At 62.7% G+C, this 19246-nt stretch carries 14 protein-coding genes; 4 read left to right on the forward strand and 10 right to left on the reverse strand.

Annotation, left to right across the window (positions count from 1 at the left end):
* Positions 1-5 precede the first annotated feature (5 nt).
* The 6 genes from tldD to B5495_RS03205 form a co-directional block, all read right to left on the reverse strand.
* Entirely contained in the window at positions 6-1445 is a 1440-nt protein-coding gene (gene tldD, locus B5495_RS03180; protein ID WP_079551261.1) for a metalloprotease TldD, read from the reverse strand.
* Positions 1442-5362 (reverse strand): YhdP family phospholipid transporter, encoded by a 3921-nt coding sequence (locus B5495_RS03185; protein WP_331712889.1) that lies wholly within the window; start codon positions 5360-5362, stop codon positions 1442-1444. The genes tldD and B5495_RS03185 overlap by 4 nt, the downstream gene beginning before the upstream one ends.
* A gap of 10 nt (positions 5363-5372) precedes the next feature.
* The gene (gene rng / locus B5495_RS03190; RefSeq protein WP_079551265.1) at positions 5373-6836 is read right to left on the reverse strand and encodes a ribonuclease G; all 1464 of its coding nucleotides are present in this window, start codon (positions 6834-6836) and stop codon (positions 5373-5375) included.
* 74 nt (positions 6837-6910) lie between these two features.
* Entirely contained in the window at positions 6911-7399 is a 489-nt protein-coding gene (mreD, locus tag B5495_RS03195; RefSeq protein ID WP_079551267.1) for a rod shape-determining protein MreD, read from the reverse strand.
* Positions 7399-8343: a rod shape-determining protein MreC gene (gene mreC, locus B5495_RS03200; protein ID WP_079551269.1), complete on the reverse strand. Its 945-nt coding sequence runs from the start codon at positions 8341-8343 to the stop codon at positions 7399-7401. The genes mreD and mreC overlap by 1 nt, the downstream gene beginning before the upstream one ends.
* A 24-nt stretch (positions 8344-8367) precedes the next feature.
* Entirely contained in the window at positions 8368-9405 is a 1038-nt protein-coding gene (locus tag B5495_RS03205) for a rod shape-determining protein (protein WP_079551271.1), read from the reverse strand.
* A 219-nt stretch (positions 9406-9624) separates the two neighbouring features.
* Between B5495_RS03205 and gatC the strand changes: the two genes are divergently transcribed.
* The 3 genes from gatC to gatB all read left to right on the forward strand — a co-directional run bounded on the left by gatC (position 9625) and on the right by gatB (position 12928).
* Positions 9625-9912, forward strand: a complete 288-nt coding sequence (gene gatC, locus B5495_RS03210) for an Asp-tRNA(Asn)/Glu-tRNA(Gln) amidotransferase subunit GatC (protein WP_079551273.1) — start codon at positions 9625-9627, stop codon at positions 9910-9912.
* 101 nt (positions 9913-10013) lie between these two features.
* Positions 10014-11474 (forward strand): Asp-tRNA(Asn)/Glu-tRNA(Gln) amidotransferase subunit GatA, encoded by a 1461-nt coding sequence (gatA, locus tag B5495_RS03215; protein WP_079551274.1) that lies wholly within the window; start codon positions 10014-10016, stop codon positions 11472-11474.
* Positions 11474-12928 carry an Asp-tRNA(Asn)/Glu-tRNA(Gln) amidotransferase subunit GatB gene (gene gatB, locus B5495_RS03220; protein ID WP_079551276.1) on the forward strand — a complete coding sequence of 485 codons (1455 nt, stop codon included), beginning with the start codon at positions 11474-11476 and terminating at the stop codon, positions 12926-12928. Before gatA ends, gatB begins: the two co-directional genes overlap by 1 nt.
* 149 nt (positions 12929-13077) lie before the next feature.
* On the opposite strand, the gene sixA is transcribed toward gatB, so the two are convergent.
* The 4 genes from sixA to B5495_RS03240 form a co-directional block, all read right to left on the reverse strand.
* Positions 13078-13542 (reverse strand): phosphohistidine phosphatase SixA, encoded by a 465-nt coding sequence (gene sixA / locus B5495_RS03225; protein WP_079551278.1) that lies wholly within the window; start codon positions 13540-13542, stop codon positions 13078-13080.
* Entirely contained in the window at positions 13539-14633 is a 1095-nt protein-coding gene (locus B5495_RS03230) for an NAD(P)H-dependent glycerol-3-phosphate dehydrogenase (protein WP_079551280.1), read from the reverse strand. Before B5495_RS03230 ends, sixA begins: the two co-directional genes overlap by 4 nt.
* A 126-nt stretch (positions 14634-14759) precedes the next feature.
* Positions 14760-16664: a molecular chaperone HtpG gene (gene htpG / locus B5495_RS03235; protein WP_079551282.1), complete on the reverse strand. Its 1905-nt coding sequence runs from the start codon at positions 16662-16664 to the stop codon at positions 14760-14762.
* Between the two features lie 173 nt (positions 16665-16837).
* Entirely contained in the window at positions 16838-17173 is a 336-nt protein-coding gene (locus tag B5495_RS03240; protein ID WP_079551284.1) for a YkvA family protein, read from the reverse strand.
* A gap of 62 nt (positions 17174-17235) precedes the next feature.
* Here B5495_RS03240 and B5495_RS03245 point away from each other — a divergent pair, with 62 nt between their 5' ends.
* Entirely contained in the window at positions 17236-19239 is a 2004-nt protein-coding gene (locus B5495_RS03245; RefSeq protein ID WP_079551286.1) for a transglycosylase SLT domain-containing protein, read from the forward strand.
* Positions 19240-19246: the final 7 nt, after the last annotated feature.

A 19246-nucleotide genomic window follows, 5' to 3' on the forward strand; every position in this document is an offset into this window, starting at 1 on the left:
CGAACTTATGACTGAGTCCCGCCCACGGTCAGCTCATCGAGCTTCAGGGTGGGCTGGCCCACGCCCACCGGCACGCCCTGGCCTTCCTTGCCGCACACGCCAATGCCGGTATCCAGCTCCATGTCGTGGCCAATCATCGACACCTGTCCCATGGCCTCCGGGCCGTTGCCGATCAGCGTCGCGCCCTTGACCGGTGCGGTAATCACGCCGTCTTCGATGAGGTAGGCTTCACTGGCCGAAAAGACGAATTTGCCCGAGGTGATATCCACCTGGCCGCCGCCAAAGCTGACCGCGTAGAGGCCGCGCTTGACGCTTTTGATGATATCCGACGGCTCGTCCTGACCGGCCATCATCAGCGTATTGGTCATGCGCGGCATCGGCATATGCGCATAGGACTCACGCCGCGCGTTGCCGGTAGGCGCCATGCCCATCAGCCGCGCGTTGAGCTTGTCCTGCATATAGCCGGTCAGAATGCCGTCTTCAATCAGCGGCGTGCGCTGCCCCGGCGTGCCCTCGTCATCCACGCTGAGCGAGCCGCGGCAGTCGGCAAGGGTGGCATCGTCGACCACGGTGACGCCTTTGGACGCCACGCGCTGCCCCATTTTTCCGGCAAACGCCGAGCTTCCCTTGCGGTTGAAATCGCCTTCCAGCCCGTGGCCCACGGCCTCGTGCAAGAGGATGCCCGGCCAGCCTGCGCCCAGCACCACGGGCATCTGCCCGGCCGGCGCGTCTACCGCCTCCAGGTTAACCAGCGCCTGGCGCACGGCTTCTTTGGCGTAGCGCTCGGCAACGCCCGCATCGCGCAGCTGGGCCATGGAGTAGCGCCCGCCGCCGCCGCCGCTGCCGCGCTCGCGACGGCCGTTATGCACGGCAATCACGCTGACGTTAAAGCGCACCAGCGGGCGAATATCTGCCGCCAGCGTGCCGTCGCTGGCGCGTACCAGCACCACTTCGTAAGTGCCCGACAGCGAGGCGCTGACCTGGCTGATGCGGGTGTCGGCCGCACGCGCCACGCGGTCGGCCAGTTTGAGCATGGCCACCTTGTCATCCGCACTCAGGCCGGCCAGCGGGTCAATGCCCGGATAGCACAGCGCCGCGCTGACGGGCCTGACCGCCTGACCGCTTAGACGTGTGCCGCTGCGCACGATGCCCGAGGCGGTCTTGCCGGTATCGACCAGCGCCTCAGCGGTAATCTGATTGGAGTAGGCAAAGCCGGTTTTTTCGCCGGCCAGCGAACGGACGCCAACGCCGCCGTCAATGTTATAGCTGGCCTCTTTGACTTCGCCGTCTTCCAGCACCCAGCCCTCTTGCCAGGTACGTTGAAAATACAAGTCGGCATAGTCGATCCCTGCCCCCATGGCGTGGGAAAGCCCGGTATCCAGGCTATCCAGATCAAGCCCGCCGGGGGTAAGTAACATCGAAGCTGCCTGGTCAAGCTGCGTCATTGAGAACCTTCCAGTGTAATGTCCGGCGAAGCCCAGGGGCCTTCCAACCGGTAATGAATCGTTGTGGCGCGCTCAAGGGCATCGCCAAACAGCGTATGCGCCACAAACAGCGCGCCGCCTACCACCGGCGCACCGGCGGCAAGCGCGGCAAGGGGTAAACTCTGGCTGATGGGCAGTGTGACGCCCAGACGCTGATCAAGTTCACGCTCAAGCAAATCAACGCTGCCGGTCAGCCGCATGGTCGTCGCCGGCGCATCGATGGTCAACGGGCCGCGCAGGCGCAGCAGGCCGCCGGCCACGTCGGCTTCGCCAGACACGCGATTGAACGCGGTGCCCTTGCCGGTCACATCCGAGAAATCCAGCCGCAGGCGACGCAGGATATTATCAAAATTCAACAGCCCCACCAGCCGTGCAGACGGTGAATCCAGCGTCACAAAGCGGCCGTCGCGGATGTCTGTCGAAATATTCCCTCCCGCCCGGCTCAGGGCAAACTGCCAGGGCGCACCGGGCCATTCGAGGGTCGCGGCCACTTGGGTACTTTCACTGCGCATGGCAATCGGCTGATCGAGCCGTGCCAGTGCGGTGCCCACATCACCCCCGGCAAGCGTCAGGTCGGCTCGCGTCTGGCTGGTGACCGAACTGCCGCTCCAGCTGAGTTCGCCGCGCGCCGACAGCTCGCCCAGCGTCAGCCCCACCGGTGCCAGCGTGAACTGATGCCGGCCAGCCTGCCAATAGGCGGTTAACGGGCCAAAGCGCTTCTCGCCAACGACGATATCGGCCACCCGCAGGCGGCCAGCAGGCAGGTCGGTGAGCCACTCGGGCATGGCCGCGGGTGCTGGCACTCGGGTTTTAACCGCCTGCAGCCAGTTTTCCGGCCCCGGCCCGGCGCTCTGCGAGGCCGAGCGACGCGCCTCGGGCAGCGCTAACAATTTATCCACCACCAGCCGGCCGACCGTCACGTCTAGCGGCTGGGCGGTGCCCGGCCGGTAGCGCAAATTGCCGGACAGCACGCTGCCATCCAGCGCCAAATCCACTTCCCCGTTGGCGCGTCGCTGCCCCGTCGCCGCCACGCTGCCCAGACACTTGCCGCAGTATTTCACGCAGGGGGTGTCAAGCGATAGCCCAAGCGGCGCAGCGCCCTGTTCATCGGCGGCTCTCCCACGCGCCGAAGCGCCTGTATCCGCAGGAAACAGCCCTGCCACGGAGCGCCAGTCCAGCGGCGCAATTTCGCGAGCACCAGCATTGACTTGCCAGCCCCGCCGGCTCGGCCAGGCCGGCGGCCGGGCGGCCTGGGTCCCGAGGTTGAGATTGCCCGCCAGGCGCTCCCCGACAAGGCGGCCGCGAAAATACGCCACGTCGCTCAACCGGCTTTCAATACGCCCGTCGGCAAACGTCGCATCCAGCGTCCACGGCCAGCGTGCATTGGCTGTCTTGGAAAAGGGCGCGGGCAGCTTGATACGCACGCCTTCGAGGTCGCTTTCCAGCCGTAGTGAAGGCGACTCGCCAAAGTCCAGCGTGCCCTGCCAGCGCGTACGTCCGGCGGCCAGCTGTGCCGCCGCATCAGGCGCCATGCCGGCGACGCCCAGCCACTCAACAATGTCTGCGTTGCCGTTGAGCGCCACCTGATCGGGGGTGAAATCGGCAGAGATATCACCGCCCAGCAGCTCGGCGTTGGCCGTACCCAGCAGCGCACCCTGTTCGCCGCGCTGCTGCCAGACGATATCTCCGCGCACCTTATTCAGGCCGACGCCCAGCGGCGTATAGGTCAACTGTTGCAACTGCGGCGAGGCGCTGATATCAAGCGTTAGCGCCTCGATATCGTCAAGTGCCAGCGCCAGTTCCACGTCGCCCTGCACCGCGCCCTCTGCCTGAATGTCTTCCAGCAGATCGGCCGCGCCAAGTGCCGGCGCGGCCAGAAAAAACGCCCTGAGCGCATCAGCATCCGCGTCCAGCGCGCCCGAAATGCGCAGTTGCCCGGACGTCACACCCAGATCAACCTGGCCGTCGCTGGCGCGAACGCCGTGGCTTTGCACCTGCGCTACGTTGGCTTCAAGCGCGTTTTGATCCAGCCGCAGGTGGCCTTGTATATCGCTAAGCTGCGGCCACCCCGGCGCGATAGGCAGCGAGCCCTGGGTGACATCCAGCTCAAGCGTGGTGTTGATGTCCTCGAGATCCAGCGTTTTGGCGATGGGCGTGGCAATTTTCAGCGTACCGTCTTCTACATGCCCGCTAACGCCGTTGGCGAGCCATTGGCTCAAGTCATTGTCGAACGCTTTCATGGGCAGCCAGCCCACCAGCGGGTGGTTGACCGCATCGACGTTCTGAAACGCCAGATCAAGCCCCAACTGTTCCTGCGGACCCCCGGCGGTCAGGCCAAACTCACCCTGTACCCGGGCGCCGTTCCATTGTGCACGCAACCGTTTGCCGCTGATTGACAGAGCAGAGCCGTCGTAGACCCACTGCACTTCGCCATCGGCGCGCTCAAGGCGCATCGGTTGGTTGAAAATCTCGGGGAAATTCAGCGTGCTGTCGGCACCGCCGGAAAATGCTACGCGGCCGCGCAGGTCCCGGGCCTCAACCCAGGCATCCACCGGCCCGCCGCCGGGCGCTTCGTCCCAGGGCGACACGGCCAGATCGTGCAGGGCGGCATCCACGCACCATTCACCGTTTTGCTGGCCGATCTGTAATCCCGTTACCTGCCCGCGCGGCGCCAGCGCCTGCAGCGGGCGCGTCAACGACTCGGGCAGTACCACGTAGTCGCCCCAGGCCGCCAGCGAATCCAGCTCAAAACCGCTGGTACGCAGCTGCCAGTCACCGGCCTGATGCGTCAGGTGCCAGCGCTTGGGCAGCGTTGGCGCCTTATGACGGTCGGGATCAACGCGCTTGGCGCCTTCCACATCGCCGCTCAGCCAGGCCTCGCCGCCGTCGCCCTCGCGGCGCCATTGGCCCCTGGCGTGCAACTTGTTGAGCACCACCTGTTTCTCCGCCTGTGAGAGGACAATCTCGGGTATATCAAGCTGTAAGCGCGCATCCTCAAGCCGGCCCGACTGCCACCGCGCCCACAGGCGCGAGCGGCCGCCGGCAAGCGCCAGTTGCGGTACGTAGTCCGGGCGTATCAGCTCGGCAAGAGCCGTCAGGTGCTCAAGCTGCATGTCCAGCTGCAGGGCAGCGGAAAAGTTTTTCAGCCCTGCGCTGCCCGGTCGCACATCGGCCTTGAAACTTGCCGCCGGCAAGCCGAGGGAGGATTCTTGACGAGTCGGTTCGTCGCTAGCGCGTTCTTCGATAGAGGGTTCGTCGCTGGCTAACAGCTGTGAGGCAATCGCCACGGAGCCGGCCAGACGAATGCGCTTCTCGCTGCCGCTCAACATCAGCTCAGGGGCGCTTAGGGTGGCGTTGTTATCGCCGTCGTGCATCATCACACGGGTGTCGGTGACCCACAGACGCTGGCGCAGTATCAGCCGCGTCCAGGCATCGATGGTATCCAGATCAACCGTGGGTTCAGGGGCAAAATAAAGCGGCAGTTTGGCCGGCTCGGGCCACTGCCAGGCAAGCCCTTCGCCACGATAAAGGTGCAGCCTGAAGCCATCCATGCGCGCCTGGCTGAACACCGGCGCCAGCGCACGCAGCGAGCGCCATACGTCCAGCCGCAGGCGCAGTGTATCGAGGGAAAACAGCGGGGCATCGGGAAGTTCAGCGCGAACGCCCTGCACCTCCAGGCTCAGGCCTTCACGCTCCACGGCAACCGAGAGCGTTTCAATACTCACCGGCGCGTCGAGGTGCGTTTGCAAAAACGCTTCAATATGCGGGGTCAGCGCATCCGCCTGGCTAGCCAGCAGGCGCAACACCAGCAGCAACACGGCCAGCGTGCCCAGGCACCAAGCCAGCAACACCAGGCACCCCTTTCGCAGCGCGTGCATCGTCATCGGCCTACATCAGTACGATGTCGTACTGCTCTTGTGAATAGTGCTGCTCAACCTGAAAGCGGATGGTTTTGTTGATGAACGTTTCCAGATCGGCCACCGACGTCGATTCTTCGTCAAGTAGACGATCCACCACCGCCTGGGAGGCCAGCACCATATAGGTTTCGGCGCTATACGCCCGCTCTTCGCGCAGAATCTCGCGAAAGATTTCGTAGCACACCGTTTCCGGCGTTTTCAGCTTGCCGCGACCGTCGCAGGTGGGGCAAGCCTCGCACAGCGTCTGCGCCAGGCTCTCCCGGGTGCGTTTGCGGGTTAGCTGCACCAGCCCAAGCTCGGTCACGCCGGTACACTTGGTCTTAGCATGGTCGCGCTCCAGCGCTTTTTCCAGCAGGCGCAGCACCTGACGCTGATGTTCGACGTCTTCCATATCGATAAAGTCGATGATGATGATGCCGCCGAGGTTACGCAGCCTGAGCTGGCGGGCAATGGAAGTGGCCGCTTCCAGATTGGTCTTGAAAATGGTTTCTTCAAGATTGCGGTGCCCGACAAAGCCGCCGGTATTGACGTCGATGGTAGTCATCGCTTCGGTCGGGTCGATCACCAGATAGCCGCCGGACTTCAGCTGTACCTTGCGGCTCAGCGCCTTCTGGATTTCATCTTCAACGCTGTACAAATCAAAGATGGGTCGCTCGCCGGGATAATATTCAATACGCTCGACGGCGGTGGGCATGAATTCACGGGCAAACTCCACCAGCCGGGTAAAGTTTTCCCGCGAGTCGATGCGCACTTTTTCGATATCCTCGCGCATCACGTCGCGCAGCGTGCGGATGAACAGCGGCAGGTCGTCGTAAATCACCGAGGGCGGTGCCGCGGTGATCTTGCGCTCGCTCACTTTCTGCCACAGGCGCAGTAAAAAATAGATGTCACTTGCCAGCTCCTCATCGCCGACGTTTTCCGCGGCGGTACGCACGATAAAACCACCGCTGGCGTCCACGTCCTGCCCGGCAACGCTTTGCTCGAGCAGACGACGCAGCCGCTCGCGCTCGCGCTCGTCTTCAATGCGCTGGGAAACGCCGTGGTGAGACGAGTCCGGCATATACACCAGATAGCGCGAGGGAATCGACAGGTGTGTGGTCAGCCGCGCACCCTTGGAGCCGATCGGGTCCTTGGTGACCTGTACCACCAGCGCCTGACCTTCATGCAGCAGCTGGGCGATGGTGAGTTGCTCGTCGGCGGGCGTTCCCGATGGCATGACTTCATGGGCGTGAATGAAGGCCGCGCGCTCAAGGCCAATGTCGATAAAGGCGGCCTGCATGCCCGGCAAAACGCGCACCACCTTGCCTTTATAGATATTACCCGCGATGCCACGACGACAGGCGCGTTCGATCAGCGCTTCCTGGAGCACGCCGTTTTCCACCAGCGCAACGCGGGTTTCCATCGGCGTTAAATTGATGAGGACTTCACCACTCATGCAGCATTCCTTATTAATTCACAGCAAGCGGAAATTCACGGTAAACGACCATGCCACGGTGCCTTCCTGGCACTTCACTTCGCACCGCTACGTGATTCAATGGCGCGCAACAGCGTGGCAAGCCACGGCCACAACAGCGCACTGGAAAGCGCTGGCAGCAAAAACGCCAGATGAATGGAAAAATCGCCCCACAGGGTTCTCACCCACTGCTCAACCAGCTGCACGATACCCAGCAGCACCAATACCAGCACCGCCTGCTGCACCAGCGAATAAGTACGAAACCGCGGATACACCAGCGCGCATAAAAACGCCAGCAACGAGAGCACCAGCGCGCTTTGCCCCAGCGCCCCGCCCTGGGTCAGATCCAGCAGAATGCCCAGTACAAAGCCGTGCAGCACGCCTACTCGCTCCGGGGCGCGCATGCAGCCGTAAATCAGCATCAGCCCGAGCCAGTCAGGCCGGTAAACCTGCCAGCCTTCCGCCAGCGGCATCACCTGCAAGCATAGCGCCAGCAGCAGAGCCAGCCAGATCACGGGGAGCGATACGTGGGACGCACGAGCCATCAGGGAGTCCTCGCGGTATCAGGAGCCGATAACGTGTTGGCGATGCGCTGTGCGCTACTCAGGGCAGCGCCGCTGATGGCCAGGCTATCGCCCCAGGGGCTATCTGCCTCGGTTTTGCGCGGCGGTGGAAACAGCAGCAGAAAATGCCGTGAACGCTCAAGCTGCGCCAGCGGCCTGGCCGTTACCCGAGCAAACGGCCGGCCGGGGTCGTGAAACACCTCGGTGACCTGCGCTACCGGGTAGCCTTCGGGAAAACGTCCGGCCAGCCCCGAGGTGGTCAGCAGATCGTCTTTGCGAATATCAGCCGTGTCAGGCACATGGAGCACCTTGACCTTGCCGTAGCGACCGGCGCCCTGAACGATAAAGCGCAGCCCGTTGCGATTGATCTGTACCGGCAAAGCGTGGCTGGCATCGGCCAGCAACAATACCCGGCTGGAATAGGCGGACACTGCCGTAATCTGGCCCACCAGGCCAAAGGCATCAATCACCGGCTGGCCCACATAGGCACCGTTGCGCCGCCCCCGGTCAACGACCATGCGGTGGCTGAAGGGGTCGTTATCCAGTGAGATGAGTTCGGCCGTGATATAGGGAATATCCCGCTTCTGCGCGGCGTTGAGCACATTACGCAGCTCGGCATTTTCCGCCTGCAGGCTGGCCATACGCTGGCCACGATGGGACAGCGTGAGCATTTTTTCGCGCAGGCGGCGGTTTTCATCCATCAGCTCCTGCTGTTCGGACAGCGCCACCGTGCCCCAGCTCAGCAGGTCACTGGGCACGCTCACCACCCACTGAATGGGTGCCACGACGGTGGACAGCTGCGCGCGCAGGGTTTCCATACGCGAAAAATGCTGGTCGGCAAACATCAGTGCGCTTGCCGCCAGCACGCAGAAAAACAGCCGGTAACCGGGCACATACCCGTCGGAAAACAGCGGTTTAATAAGCAATCCTCCGCACAGCCACCGCCGCGATTAGTCGCTCGACAGCAGCTCGAAGGTATGCTGATCGATCATTTCCAGCGCCTTGCCACCGCCGCGTGCCACGCACGAAAGCGGGTCTTCAGCAACCACCACCGGCAGGCCGGTTTCTTCGGAAATCAGCTTGTCCAGATCGCGCAGCATCGCCCCGCCGCCGGTCAACACCAGGCCGTGTTCGGCGATGTCGGACGCCAGCTCGGGCGGTGCCTGCTCAAGGGCGCTTTTGATCGCTGACACGATCGAGCTCAGCGTATCCTGCAGCGCGTCGAGAATCTCGTGGGAGTTAAGCGTGAAGCTGCGGGGAATGCCTTCCGCCAGATTGCGGCCGCGCACGTCGATCTCGCGCAGCTCGCTGCCGGGGTAGGCACAGCCGACTTCTTCCTTGATGCGCTCGGCCGTGGCTTCGCCAATCAGGCTGCCGTAATAGCGGCGCACATAGCTGGTAATGGACTCGTCGAAGCGGTCGCCACCCACGCGAATGGACTCGGAATACACCACGCCATTGAGTGAAATGATCGCGATTTCGGTGGTACCACCGCCGACGTCGACAACCATCGACCCCTGCGCTTCTTCCACCGGCAAACCGGCGCCGATGGCCGCAGCCATGGGCTCTTCGATCAGAAACACCTCGCGAGCACCGGCGCCTTCGGCCGACTCGCGAATCGCGCGGCGCTCAACCTGCGTCGACATGCAGGGAACGCACACCAGAACCCGCGGGCTCGGGGTTAAAAACGTGCTTTGATGAACCTTGCGAATGAAGTGCTGGAGCATCTGCTCGGTGACGGTAAAATCGGCAATCACGCCGTCTTTCATCGGACGAATCGCGGTAATATTGCCGGGCGTACGCCCCAGCATACGTTTGGCGTCAGACCCCACCGAGGCGACGCTGCGCATATTGCCCGACTGGCGAATAGCGACCACGGAAGGCTCGTCAAGGACGATGCCGCGCCCGCGTACATAAATCAGTGTGTTGGCCGTACCCAGATCGATCGACAGATCGCTGGAAAACAGCCCCCTTAGACGTTTGAACATGGAAGTTGATACCTAGTGCTGACCGGGAACCCTGTGCGGAGGCAAACGGTATCACCGCAACCCCCCGTCGGCAACCACGCAGCGCATCAACACTGCCCGTAAGCGCCAATATATGCTACCTTTTGCGCCACTTTTGGCACCCCCGAACGGTGCCGCCAAATCCGGCAGCGCGCAGACCACCCGCGCGCGCCACCCACCTTGCATGAGGACACCTCGATCATGGCGCTTGAACAGACCCACGTGCGTCGGGCAGCCCATCTGGCCCGGCTCGATGTAAGCGATGAACAGGCCAACGGCTTTGTTGACGACTTGAGCCAGATTCTGGACATGGTCGATCAGCTGCAAAGCGTAGATACCCAGGGCGTCGCTCCGCTTCTTCACCCCCTCGATGCCACCCAGCGTCTGCGCGCCGATGAAGTGACCGAGACCGATCAGCGCGAGCGCTTCCAGCGCTGTGCGCCGGCGGTGGAAGACGGGCTTTATCTGGTACCCCGCGTAGTTGAGTAGTTGAATAGTCAGCGCCCTGATGACGGCGTTTGAGCGGTCTTCCCGCTTATCTCACCCTGTTTTGTTACCCCGTGTCTTTATTCCATCGGAGCCTGTGGGCCATGTCTGACCACACTTTAACGTCGCTTGCGGCCGCGCTGAAAAACGGCGACGCCTCAAGCCGCGAGTTGACCACCGACTATCTGAAACGCATTGAGCGCGCTGAGCCGACGCTCAACAGCTTTATCAGCGTGACCGCCGAACAGGCGCTTGCCAGCGCCGACGCCGCCGATAAAACCCGTGCCCAAGGCGGCGCCGGTTACTTGACCGGCGTACCGCTGGCGCTCAAGGATATTTTTTGCACCCAGGGCGTAAAAACCAGCTGCGGTTCAAAAATGCTCGATAACTTTATCGCCCCCTATAGCGCCACCGTAGTAGAAAAACTCGACGCCGCCGGCAGCGTGAGTCTGGGCAAGACCAACATGGACGAGTTCGCCATGGGCTCGTCCAACGAGTCCAGCTTTTACGGCGCGGTCAAAAACCCGTGGGATTTGTCCGCCGTGCCCGGCGGCAGCTCCGGCGGCAGCGCGGCCGCCGTGGCCGCCGGATTGGCGCCGGGGTCACTGGGTACCGATACCGGCGGCTCGATCCGCCAGCCGGCCGCCTTTTGCGGCATTACCGGGCTCAAGCCCACCTACGGGCGCGTCTCGCGCTACGGCATCATCGCCTACGCATCGAGTCTCGATCAGGCCGGCCCCATGGCCCGCACTGCGGAAGACTGCGCGCACCTCATGACCGCCATTGCCGGCCACGACGCGCGCGACTCCACCAGCGTCACGCGCACGGTGCCCGACTACGCCGCACAGCTCGATGCACCGCTCGCAGGCCTCAAGATCGGCCTGCCGCAGGAATACTTCGGCGACGGCCTCGACCCCGCGGTTGCTACTGCGGTGCGCGGCGCGGTCAAAGTGTACGAGACGCTGGGCGCCACGGTGCGCGACGTCAGCCTGCCGCATACCCGCTACGCCACCTCGGCCTACTACGTGATTGCCCCGGCCGAGGCGTCTTCCAACCTGTCGCGCTTTGACGGCGTGCGCTTTGGCCACCGCTGCGACAACCCCGAAGACCTGCTCGACCTTTACCTGCGCTCCCGGGCAGAAGGCTTCGGTGAAGAGGTCAAGCGGCGCATCCTGATCGGCACGCACACGCTGTCCGAAGGCTTTTTTGACGCCTACTACACCAAGGCCCAGCAGGTACGCCGGCTGATTCGTCAGGATTTCCTCGACGCCTTTGACGACGTCGACGTACTGATGGGCCCCACCTCGCCCACGCCGGCGTTTGATCTCGGCGCACAGAAAGATCCGGTGTCGATGTACCTGCAGGACATCTACACCATTGCCGTCAATCTGGCCGGCATTCCCGGCATCAGCGTACCGGCGGGGCTGGTCAACGGCCGTCCGGTGGGGCTGCAGATTCTGGGCACCCACTTTGCCGAAGCCCAGCTGTTAAACGTGGCGCACCAGTTCCAGCAGGCTACCGACTGGCATCAACAACGCCCCGCTTTCGCCAAGGAGATCGTCTGATGCAATGGGAAACCGTGATTGGGCTTGAGGTCCACGTTCAGCTCGCCACGCGCTCGAAGATTTTTTCCGGCGCGTCGACCGCATTCGGCGCCGATGCCAACACCCAGGCCTGCGCCGTTGATCTGGGCATGCCCGGTACGTTGCCGGTGCTGAATGAACAGGCGGTGACCATGGCCGTACAGTTCGGCCTTGGCGTCAACGCCGAGATTGCCGAGACTTCGGTATTTGACCGCAAAAACTACTTTTACGCCGACCTGCCCAAGGGCTATCAGACCAGCCAGATGTACCATCCCATCGTCGGCCCCGGCGTGCTGGACGTGACCCTTGACGACGGTGCCGCCAAGCGCATTCGTATTCACCACGCGCATCTGGAAGAAGATGCCGGCAAGTCGCTCCACGAAGATTTTCACGGCATGACCGGCATCGATCTCAACCGCGCCGGCACGCCGCTGCTGGAAATCGTCTCCGAGCCCGACATGCGCTCGGCCAAAGAAGCTACCGCCTACCTCCGGGCGATTCACGCCATCGTCACCTATCTGGGTATTTCCGATGGCAACATGGCCGAAGGTTCGATGCGCTGCGACGTCAACGTCTCCGTGCGCCCCAAAGGACAGGCCGAGTTCGGCACCCGCGCCGAGATCAAAAACGTCAACTCTTTCCGCTTTGTCGAGCGCGCCGTCGCCTTTGAGGTCGAGCGCCAGATCGAGCTGATCGAAGACGGCGGCACCGTGGTGCAGGAAACCCGCCTGTACGACCCCGACCGCGACGAAACCCGCAGCATGCGCACCAAGGAAGAAGCCAACGACTACCGCTACTTCCCCTGCCCCGATCTGCTGCCGATCGTGCTCGACCAGGCTTACATCGATCACCTGCGCGCAGGCCTGCCCGAGCTTCCCGACGCCAAGCGCGAACGCTTTGAAAGCAAGCTGGGACTCTCCGCCTACGACGCCTCGGTGATTGCCGCCAGCCGCGATATGGCCGACTACTTTGAAGACGTCAACGGCGTCTGCGGCGATGCCAAGCAGGCAGCCAACTGGGTACAGGGCGCACTCTCGGGCGCGCTCAATCGCGAGCACCTCGACATTCGCCAAAGTCCGGTATCAGCGCACCAACTGGGCGAGCTGATTAGCCGCGTACTTGACGACACCATCAACGGCAAAGCCGCCAAGCAGGTGTTTCAGGCGCTGTGGGACGGCGAGGGTGAAAGCGCTGACGCTGTCATCGAGGCCAAAGGACTCAAACAGGTTACCGATACCGGCGCGATCGAAGCCATGATCGACGACGTGATCGCCCAGAGCCCCCAGCAGGTGACGCAGTACGTGGAAGCCGAGCCGGACAAGCGCGGCAAGATGATTGGCTACTTTGTCGGTCAGGTGATGAAAGCCTCGCGCGGCACGGCCAACCCCCAGCAGGTCAACCAGCTGCTCAAGGAAAAGCTCGACGCGCTGGTGTAGCGAGGTTGCTACCACCAATCGTAGGAGGGCAATTTATTGCGCGACGGCGCTGCCAAGCGCCTCGGGTTTACCAACCCCGGCAGGCCGCTGGCCTGCTTCGCCCGGCATAGCCGGCCTCCTACGAAAACCGGGGATTGCCACCCAGCCCACTACGGCGCGGTAAAGCGCACCAGCTGCGCGCAGCCGCCGGCCCACACCTCGGATGCAAGCTCGGCGATGCCTGCGGTGGGAAACGCCCTGCCTTGATCCTCGCGGCCCGCCACCAGCAGTCCGGTCAACTCGGCTACCAGCGGCATGTGGCTGACCACCAGCAGGTTGCCCGGCTGCTCGATCAGCCAGTCGCAAAACGCCTGGGGCGACCCCTCCGAGGTAATGCTGCCAAGCGTTTCCACCTCCAGTCCCAGCGCTTCGCCCATGGCGTTTGCAGTTTGCTGCGCGCGGGCAAAAGGACTGGCGATAATTCGCGTGACCGCCAATTCACTGCCCTGCGAATGCCGTGCCAGCCAGCTCGCCATGGTGGCTGCCTCCCGCTCGCCGCGGGGCGTCAACCGGCGGGCGCTGTCGGGCACGCCGTTGGCAGCCTCGCCGTGGCGCATGATCCACAGCCGGCTCATTGCTCACCCCCGGTTTCCTGATGCCCTGTCGCTTCACGGTGGGCCTTTTGCACATCGGCCTGGGGCAGCACAAACTCCACGTCGGTACTCTGCTCACCGGTCATCAATGCGCCGGCCATCTGCTTGGCCGGCACGCCTTTAAACAACACGCGGTCAAGCCCTTCGGCAAGCGGCATGTAAACGCCGATTTCCGCCGCCTTGGCGCATACCAGCCGCACCGTATTGACCCCTTCGGCCACCTGCCCCAGCGCTTCGACGGCCTGTTCCAGCGTGCGGCCTTCGCCCATGGCGTAGCCCACGCGGTAGTTGCGCGACAGGCTCGACGAGCAGGTGACGATCAAATCACCCACGCCGGAAAGTCCCAGAAACGTCATGGGGTTGGCGCCCTGCGCCACGGCAAAGCGGCTCATTTCGGCCAGCGCCCGGGTCATCAGCATGCTGCGCGTGTTTTCGCCCATGCCCAGTGCCGCCGCCATCCCCGCGGCAATGGCATAGATGTTTTTCAGCGCGCCGCCAAGCTCAACGCCGTGGCGGTCATTGCTGGCATACACGCGGAAATAGCCGCAGCTCAACACCTGCTGTACCCGGGTTCGGGTCAACGCATCGGCGCTTGCCACCACCGTGGCCGTGAGCTGTTTATCGGCGATTTCCGAGGCCAGGTTGGGACCGGCAATCACGCCTACGTGGCTAAAGCCGGTTTCTTCTTCAAGCACCTGGCTCATCAGCATGAAGCTGTCCGCTTCGATGCCTTTGGTGGTGCTGACCAGGATCTGCTCGGGGCGCAGCCACTGTTTGGCCGCCTTTACCACGCTGCGAAACGCTTTGGAAGGAATCGCAATCAGCACCAGCTCGGCGCCATCCAGTACCGCCTGCATGTCGGTCGAGGCGCATACCGCAGGGTTCATGGCGTAGTCGGGCAAATAGCGCCCGTTGTGGTGTTCGCGATTGATCTGCTCAACCAGCTCGGCATCGCGCATCCATTGGCGCACCTCGGCACCGTTGTCCGCAGCGATGCTTGACAGCGCCGTGCCAAAACTGCCGCCACCAAGCACCGCGACCTTGATCGCCACGGGGGTCTGCTGTTCCGCCATAAAAAGGTGTCCTACCGGAAGTGTTGTTAACCAATACGCTTGTTGATCAACACTCTAGCAAACAAACCAGAAAAAAAACGGCCCGTCAGGGTCACCTGACGAGCCGTTTGTCTCAACCGCTGCGCATTACGCCGTCAGCACACCGTTCAGGCGCTTGACGTAGGCGGCGGGGTCATCCAGATGCCCGCCTTCGGCGATAATCGCCTGATCCAGCAGGATGTGCGCGAGATCGCTGAAGCTGGCGTCGTCAGCGCCCTCCAGCCGTGCCACCAGCGCGTGGCCGGGGTTCAGCTCAAGAATCGGCTTGACCTCGGGCATCGGCTGGCCGGCGGCCTCCATGATGCGGCGCATCTGAAAGCCCATTTCGTTCTCGGGCAGCACCACACAAGCCGGCGAGTCGGTCAGCCGGTGGGTGATTTTGACCTCCTGAACGCCGTCGCTCAGCGCTTCCTTGACGCGCTTGACCAGATCCTCCTTGTCCTTGGCGGTTTCTTCCTGGGCTTTTTTCTCGTCGGCGTCTTCGACGTCGCCAAGATCCAGTTCGCCTTTGGCTACGTCGGTCAGCGATTTGCCGTCAAACTCGGTCAAATGGCTCATCAACCACTCGTCGATGCGGTCGGAGAGCAGCAGCACCTCGATGCCTTTCTTGCGGAAGATTTCCAGATGCGGGCTGTTTTTCACCGCGTTAAAGCCGTCGGCAACGATGTAGTAAATCTTTTGCTGGCCGTCTTTCATGCGCTCGACATAGTCAGCAAGCGACTGATCCTGGGTCGCGCTGTCGGTATGCGTGGAAGCAAAACGCAGCAGGCCGGCGATTTTCTCGCGGTTGCTGGCGTCTTCGCCCGGGCCTTCCTTGAGCACGCTGCCAAAGGTGTTCCAGAAGGTCTGGTACGCTTCGTTATCCTTGGCGAGCTTTTTGAGCATATCCAGCGAGCGCTTGGTCAGCGCGCTTTTGATCTTCTCGACCTGCGGGTCCTGCTGCAGAATCTCACGGGAGACGTTGAGCGACAGGTCGCGGGTATCCAGCACGCCTTTGACGAAGCGCAGATACAGCGGCAGGAACTGCTCGGCGTCATCCATGATGAACACGCGCTGGACGTAAAGCTTGACCCCGCGGGCGCCGTCGCGCTCGTAAAGGTCGAACGGCGCACGGCCGGGCACGAACAGCAGGCTGGTGTATTCAAGCTTGCCTTCGACCTTGTTGTGGCTCCACGTCAGCGGGTCGGAGAAGTCGTGGGAGACGTGCTTGTAAAACGCCTTGTACTCGTCTTCGGTGACCTCGCCTTTGGGACGTACCCACAGTGCGGTGGCTTCGTTGATGGTTTCCCAGGTGGTAACTTCACTGCCTTCGATCTCGTTACCTTCATCGTCCTTGGCCGTCTCGGTCTTGGGCATGCGCACCGGCACTTCGATGTGGTCGGAATACTTGCGCACCAGGTTTTGCAGGCGGAAGTCGTCGGCGTACTCTTGGGCATCGTCTTTCAGCTGCAGCACGATTTCGGTGCCGTGACGCTCGAGCTCCACCTCGGCAATGCTGAATTCGCCTTCCCCTTTGGAGCGCCACTCAACGCCTTCGGCGGCTTCACTGCCGGCTTGGCGGGTACGCACGGTGACTTCATCAGAGACGATAAAGCTGGAATAAAAGCCCACCCCGAACTGGCCGATCAGGTTGGCATCCTTTTGCTGTTCGCCCGACATCTGCTGCAAAAACTCGGCGGTGCCGCTTTTGGCAATCGTACCCAGGTTGGCGATCACGTCTTCACGATTCATGCCGATGCCGTTATCGCGCAACGTCACGGTACCCGCTTCGCTGTCGTGCTCGATCTCGACGCGCAGCTCGCTGTCGCCTTCAAACAGCGCGTCGTTGTCGAGCGCGGCGTAGCGCAGTTTGTCGCAGGCGTCGGCGGCGTTGGAAATCAGCTCGCGCAGAAAAATCTCGCGGTTGGAATACAGCGAGTGAATCATCAGATTCAGCAGCTGTTTTACTTCCGTCTGGAAACCCAGCGTTTCTTCCTTCGTCGCAGTCGTCATTCGCTCAGCCCTTCAAGTCTGTGTCGTGTTAACGTGAATCGGTAATACGCATCGGGTACTACCTGCCACGCCCGGGATTAAAATCCCGGTATTAAAAACAGTAATAAAAACGGTGTGAGCGAAATATGGGGCTAAGTCGACGCTTTTCAAGGTACGTATTTCAAGGTACAGATTTACAGCCGGTGCGTGGTCGGATCCTTGTCCAGCCGCCAGGCGCGGTACGGCTCCAGCTGTGCGTCGATACGATTCAGCAGCCAGCCGACAATCACCACATCGTCAAGCACGCCAAACAGCACGATAAAATCGGGAATCAGATCAAACGGCAGCAGCAGATACCCTACGGCGGCAACCATGATCGCGAACGCTTTCCACGGCACCGGGCGAAAGCGTCCGCGCAGCACATCGTTGGTCATGGGAATGAAAAGCCGCAGGCCTCGCGCCATGCGCTTGAACGCCCAGGTACGGGATTTGAGTCGACTCAGCCATCCCCAGCGGGTTAATAAAGACATCACACAATCCTCCGTTTGCTTTTTCAACGTCACACATTCACACACAACGCCGGGAGAACACCATGCACGCTTGGCGACGCCGTCTTTTACACGGGGCAAAACATGCCCGACTCGCGGGTGCCGTACTGCTGGCTGGCCTGCCGCTTACCGCTCTGGCCATGTCCGATGCCACCATGTCGGATAGCGCCATGCGTGATGCGCTGGCCGACGCCCGCGACCAGCGCTTTGCGAGTATTGATCGCGACGCCGTGGCCTCGCACGTGTTGCGCGGCTACATTGACTACCACCGGCTGCGCGGGGCGCTGCCCGCAGCCTCGCCGGCGCGAGTCAACAACTTCATCAAGGCCAACGCCGATGCCCCGCTGGCCGAGTGGATGCGTGGCCAGGCCATTAGCGCTTACGGCAAAGCCGGGCAGTTCAGCGACCTGCGCGCCGTGGCCAACGACAAGCCCGGCGGCACGGCGCGCCAGTGCTATTATTATACCGCGCTTTTGGATAGCGCCCCGGCAAAAGCGCAGCAGGGTGGCAAGGCCCTGTGGCTTGTCGGCCATTCCCAGCCGGCCGCCTGCGACACGCTGTTTGATCGCCTGCAAGGCCAGGGTGTGATCGATGACAACGCGACCTGGGAGCGGGCCATGCTCGCTTGGCAGGGCGGCGAAAATCGGCTGATGGACTACCTGCTGAAACAGCTGGATGAACGCTGGCATACCGCCACCCTTGTCGCCGAAGATACCCGGGATGACCCCGTTCGCCTACGCCGCGCACCCGACTGCCTCGGGCCGCGCTGTGCTGCCACCGACGGCTTTTACCGGGCGGCAATGGAACGCCTGACCCGTGATGATACCGACGCCGCCTTTGCCGCCTGGCAAGCCGTGGCGCCACGCGTGACCATCACGCCCGAGGCGCGTCGATCCATTCAGGAGGAACTGGCGTTTTATGCGCTGGTACGCGAAACACCCGGCACCCTTGGCTGGGTTGACGGCGTGCTGCCTACGCTTGACAGCGAACGGCTGCGGGAGCTTCGCGTACGCCGCGCCCTGGCCGACCGTGACTGGCGCGGCGTGCGCCACTGGGTCGTACAAATGCCCGTCGCCGAGCAGGAAAACAGCCGCTGGCAGTACTGGCTGGCCCGCGCGGACGAGCAGCTGGGTGATAACGCCCGCGCCAACACGCACTATCAGCGTGCTGCCGGTGAGCGTGATTTTTACGGCTTTGCCGCCGCCGATCGTCTTGGCCAGCCGTACTCCCTCAACCTGAAACGCTATCACTTTGACGCGACCAGCCGCGGGCGTATTGCGGCACTGCCCGCGGTCAGGCGCACCGAAGCGCTGATCCGCATTGGTGAAACCGGGCTTGCCACCAGCGAGTGGCTGAACGCCGTGCGCCAGGCCGACCCCCAGCGCGCCCAGGCGCTGGCCGACTATGCCGCCCAGAAGATTGAAGCCGGGCACACAAGCTGGCCGGCGCGGCTGGTGCAAACCACCATTGCCGGCAAGATGTGGGACGCGCTGGAATGGCGCTTTCCTGAAGCCTACCGCGACAAGTTCCAGCAGTTCGGTCAGGAAAACGGCGTGGACCCGTACCTGCTGATGGCGATTGCGCGGCGTGAAAGTGCCTACAACCCCAAGGTGCGCTCCCCCGCCGGCGCGCTGGGGCTGATGCAGCTGATGCCGGGCACCGCCGACGACGTCAGCCGCTCGCTTGGCCTGCCGGCGCCCGGGCGTTACGGCGTGCTTGACCCGGCACTCAACGTGCGTCTGGGCAGCGCCTACTTCAGCGACACCCAGCGCCGCTACCGGGGCAACCGCTTGGCGGCCACCGCCGCGTATAACGCCGGCCCCAGCCGCGTGGACCGCTGGCTGGGCGAGCATCGCGCAGAAGAATTTGACCTGTTCGTCGAGCGCATTCCGTTTCGTGAAACCCGCCACTACGTACAGGCGGTGCTGACGTACCGCGTCATTTTCCAGAGCCTTGCTCAGGGCGGCGATTCCAGTGGCGTCACGCTGTTAAGCGATGAGGAACAAAGCACCGGCTATAACCGCTCGCTGATGATGCCCAAAAGCTAACCTTCCC

Source organism: Vreelandella subglaciescola, from assembly GCF_900142895.1.
In the GTDB taxonomy this organism is placed as follows: Bacteria; Pseudomonadota; Gammaproteobacteria; order Pseudomonadales; family Halomonadaceae; genus Vreelandella; species Vreelandella subglaciescola.

What these genes read in the sequence shown, in the direction of transcription:
- htpG (WP_079551282.1), bottom strand. Translation starts at nt 16,664, where the DNA reads ATGACGACTGCGACGAAGGAAGAAACGCTGGGTTTCCAGACGGAAGTA.
- gatB (WP_079551276.1), top strand. Translation starts at nt 11,474, where the DNA reads ATGCAATGGGAAACCGTGATTGGGCTTGAGGTCCACGTTCAGCTCGCC.
- rng (WP_079551265.1), bottom strand. Translation starts at nt 6,836, where the DNA reads ATGAGTGGTGAAGTCCTCATCAATTTAACGCCGATGGAAACCCGCGTT.
- gatA (WP_079551274.1), top strand. Translation starts at nt 10,014, where the DNA reads ATGTCTGACCACACTTTAACGTCGCTTGCGGCCGCGCTGAAAAACGGC.
- B5495_RS03245 (WP_079551286.1), top strand. Translation starts at nt 17,236, where the DNA reads ATGCACGCTTGGCGACGCCGTCTTTTACACGGGGCAAAACATGCCCGA.
- B5495_RS03240 (WP_079551284.1), bottom strand. Translation starts at nt 17,173, where the DNA reads ATGTCTTTATTAACCCGCTGGGGATGGCTGAGTCGACTCAAATCCCGT.
- B5495_RS03230 (WP_079551280.1), bottom strand. Translation starts at nt 14,633, where the DNA reads ATGGCGGAACAGCAGACCCCCGTGGCGATCAAGGTCGCGGTGCTTGGT.
- gatC (WP_079551273.1), top strand. Translation starts at nt 9,625, where the DNA reads ATGGCGCTTGAACAGACCCACGTGCGTCGGGCAGCCCATCTGGCCCGG.
- B5495_RS03205 (WP_079551271.1), bottom strand. Translation starts at nt 9,405, where the DNA reads ATGTTCAAACGTCTAAGGGGGCTGTTTTCCAGCGATCTGTCGATCGAT.
- B5495_RS03185 (WP_331712889.1), bottom strand. Translation starts at nt 5,362, where the DNA reads ATGCACGCGCTGCGAAAGGGGTGCCTGGTGTTGCTGGCTTGGTGCCTG.
- tldD (WP_079551261.1), bottom strand. Translation starts at nt 1,445, where the DNA reads ATGACGCAGCTTGACCAGGCAGCTTCGATGTTACTTACCCCCGGCGGG.
- sixA (WP_079551278.1), bottom strand. Translation starts at nt 13,542, where the DNA reads ATGAGCCGGCTGTGGATCATGCGCCACGGCGAGGCTGCCAACGGCGTG.
- mreD (WP_079551267.1), bottom strand. Translation starts at nt 7,399, where the DNA reads ATGGCTCGTGCGTCCCACGTATCGCTCCCCGTGATCTGGCTGGCTCTG.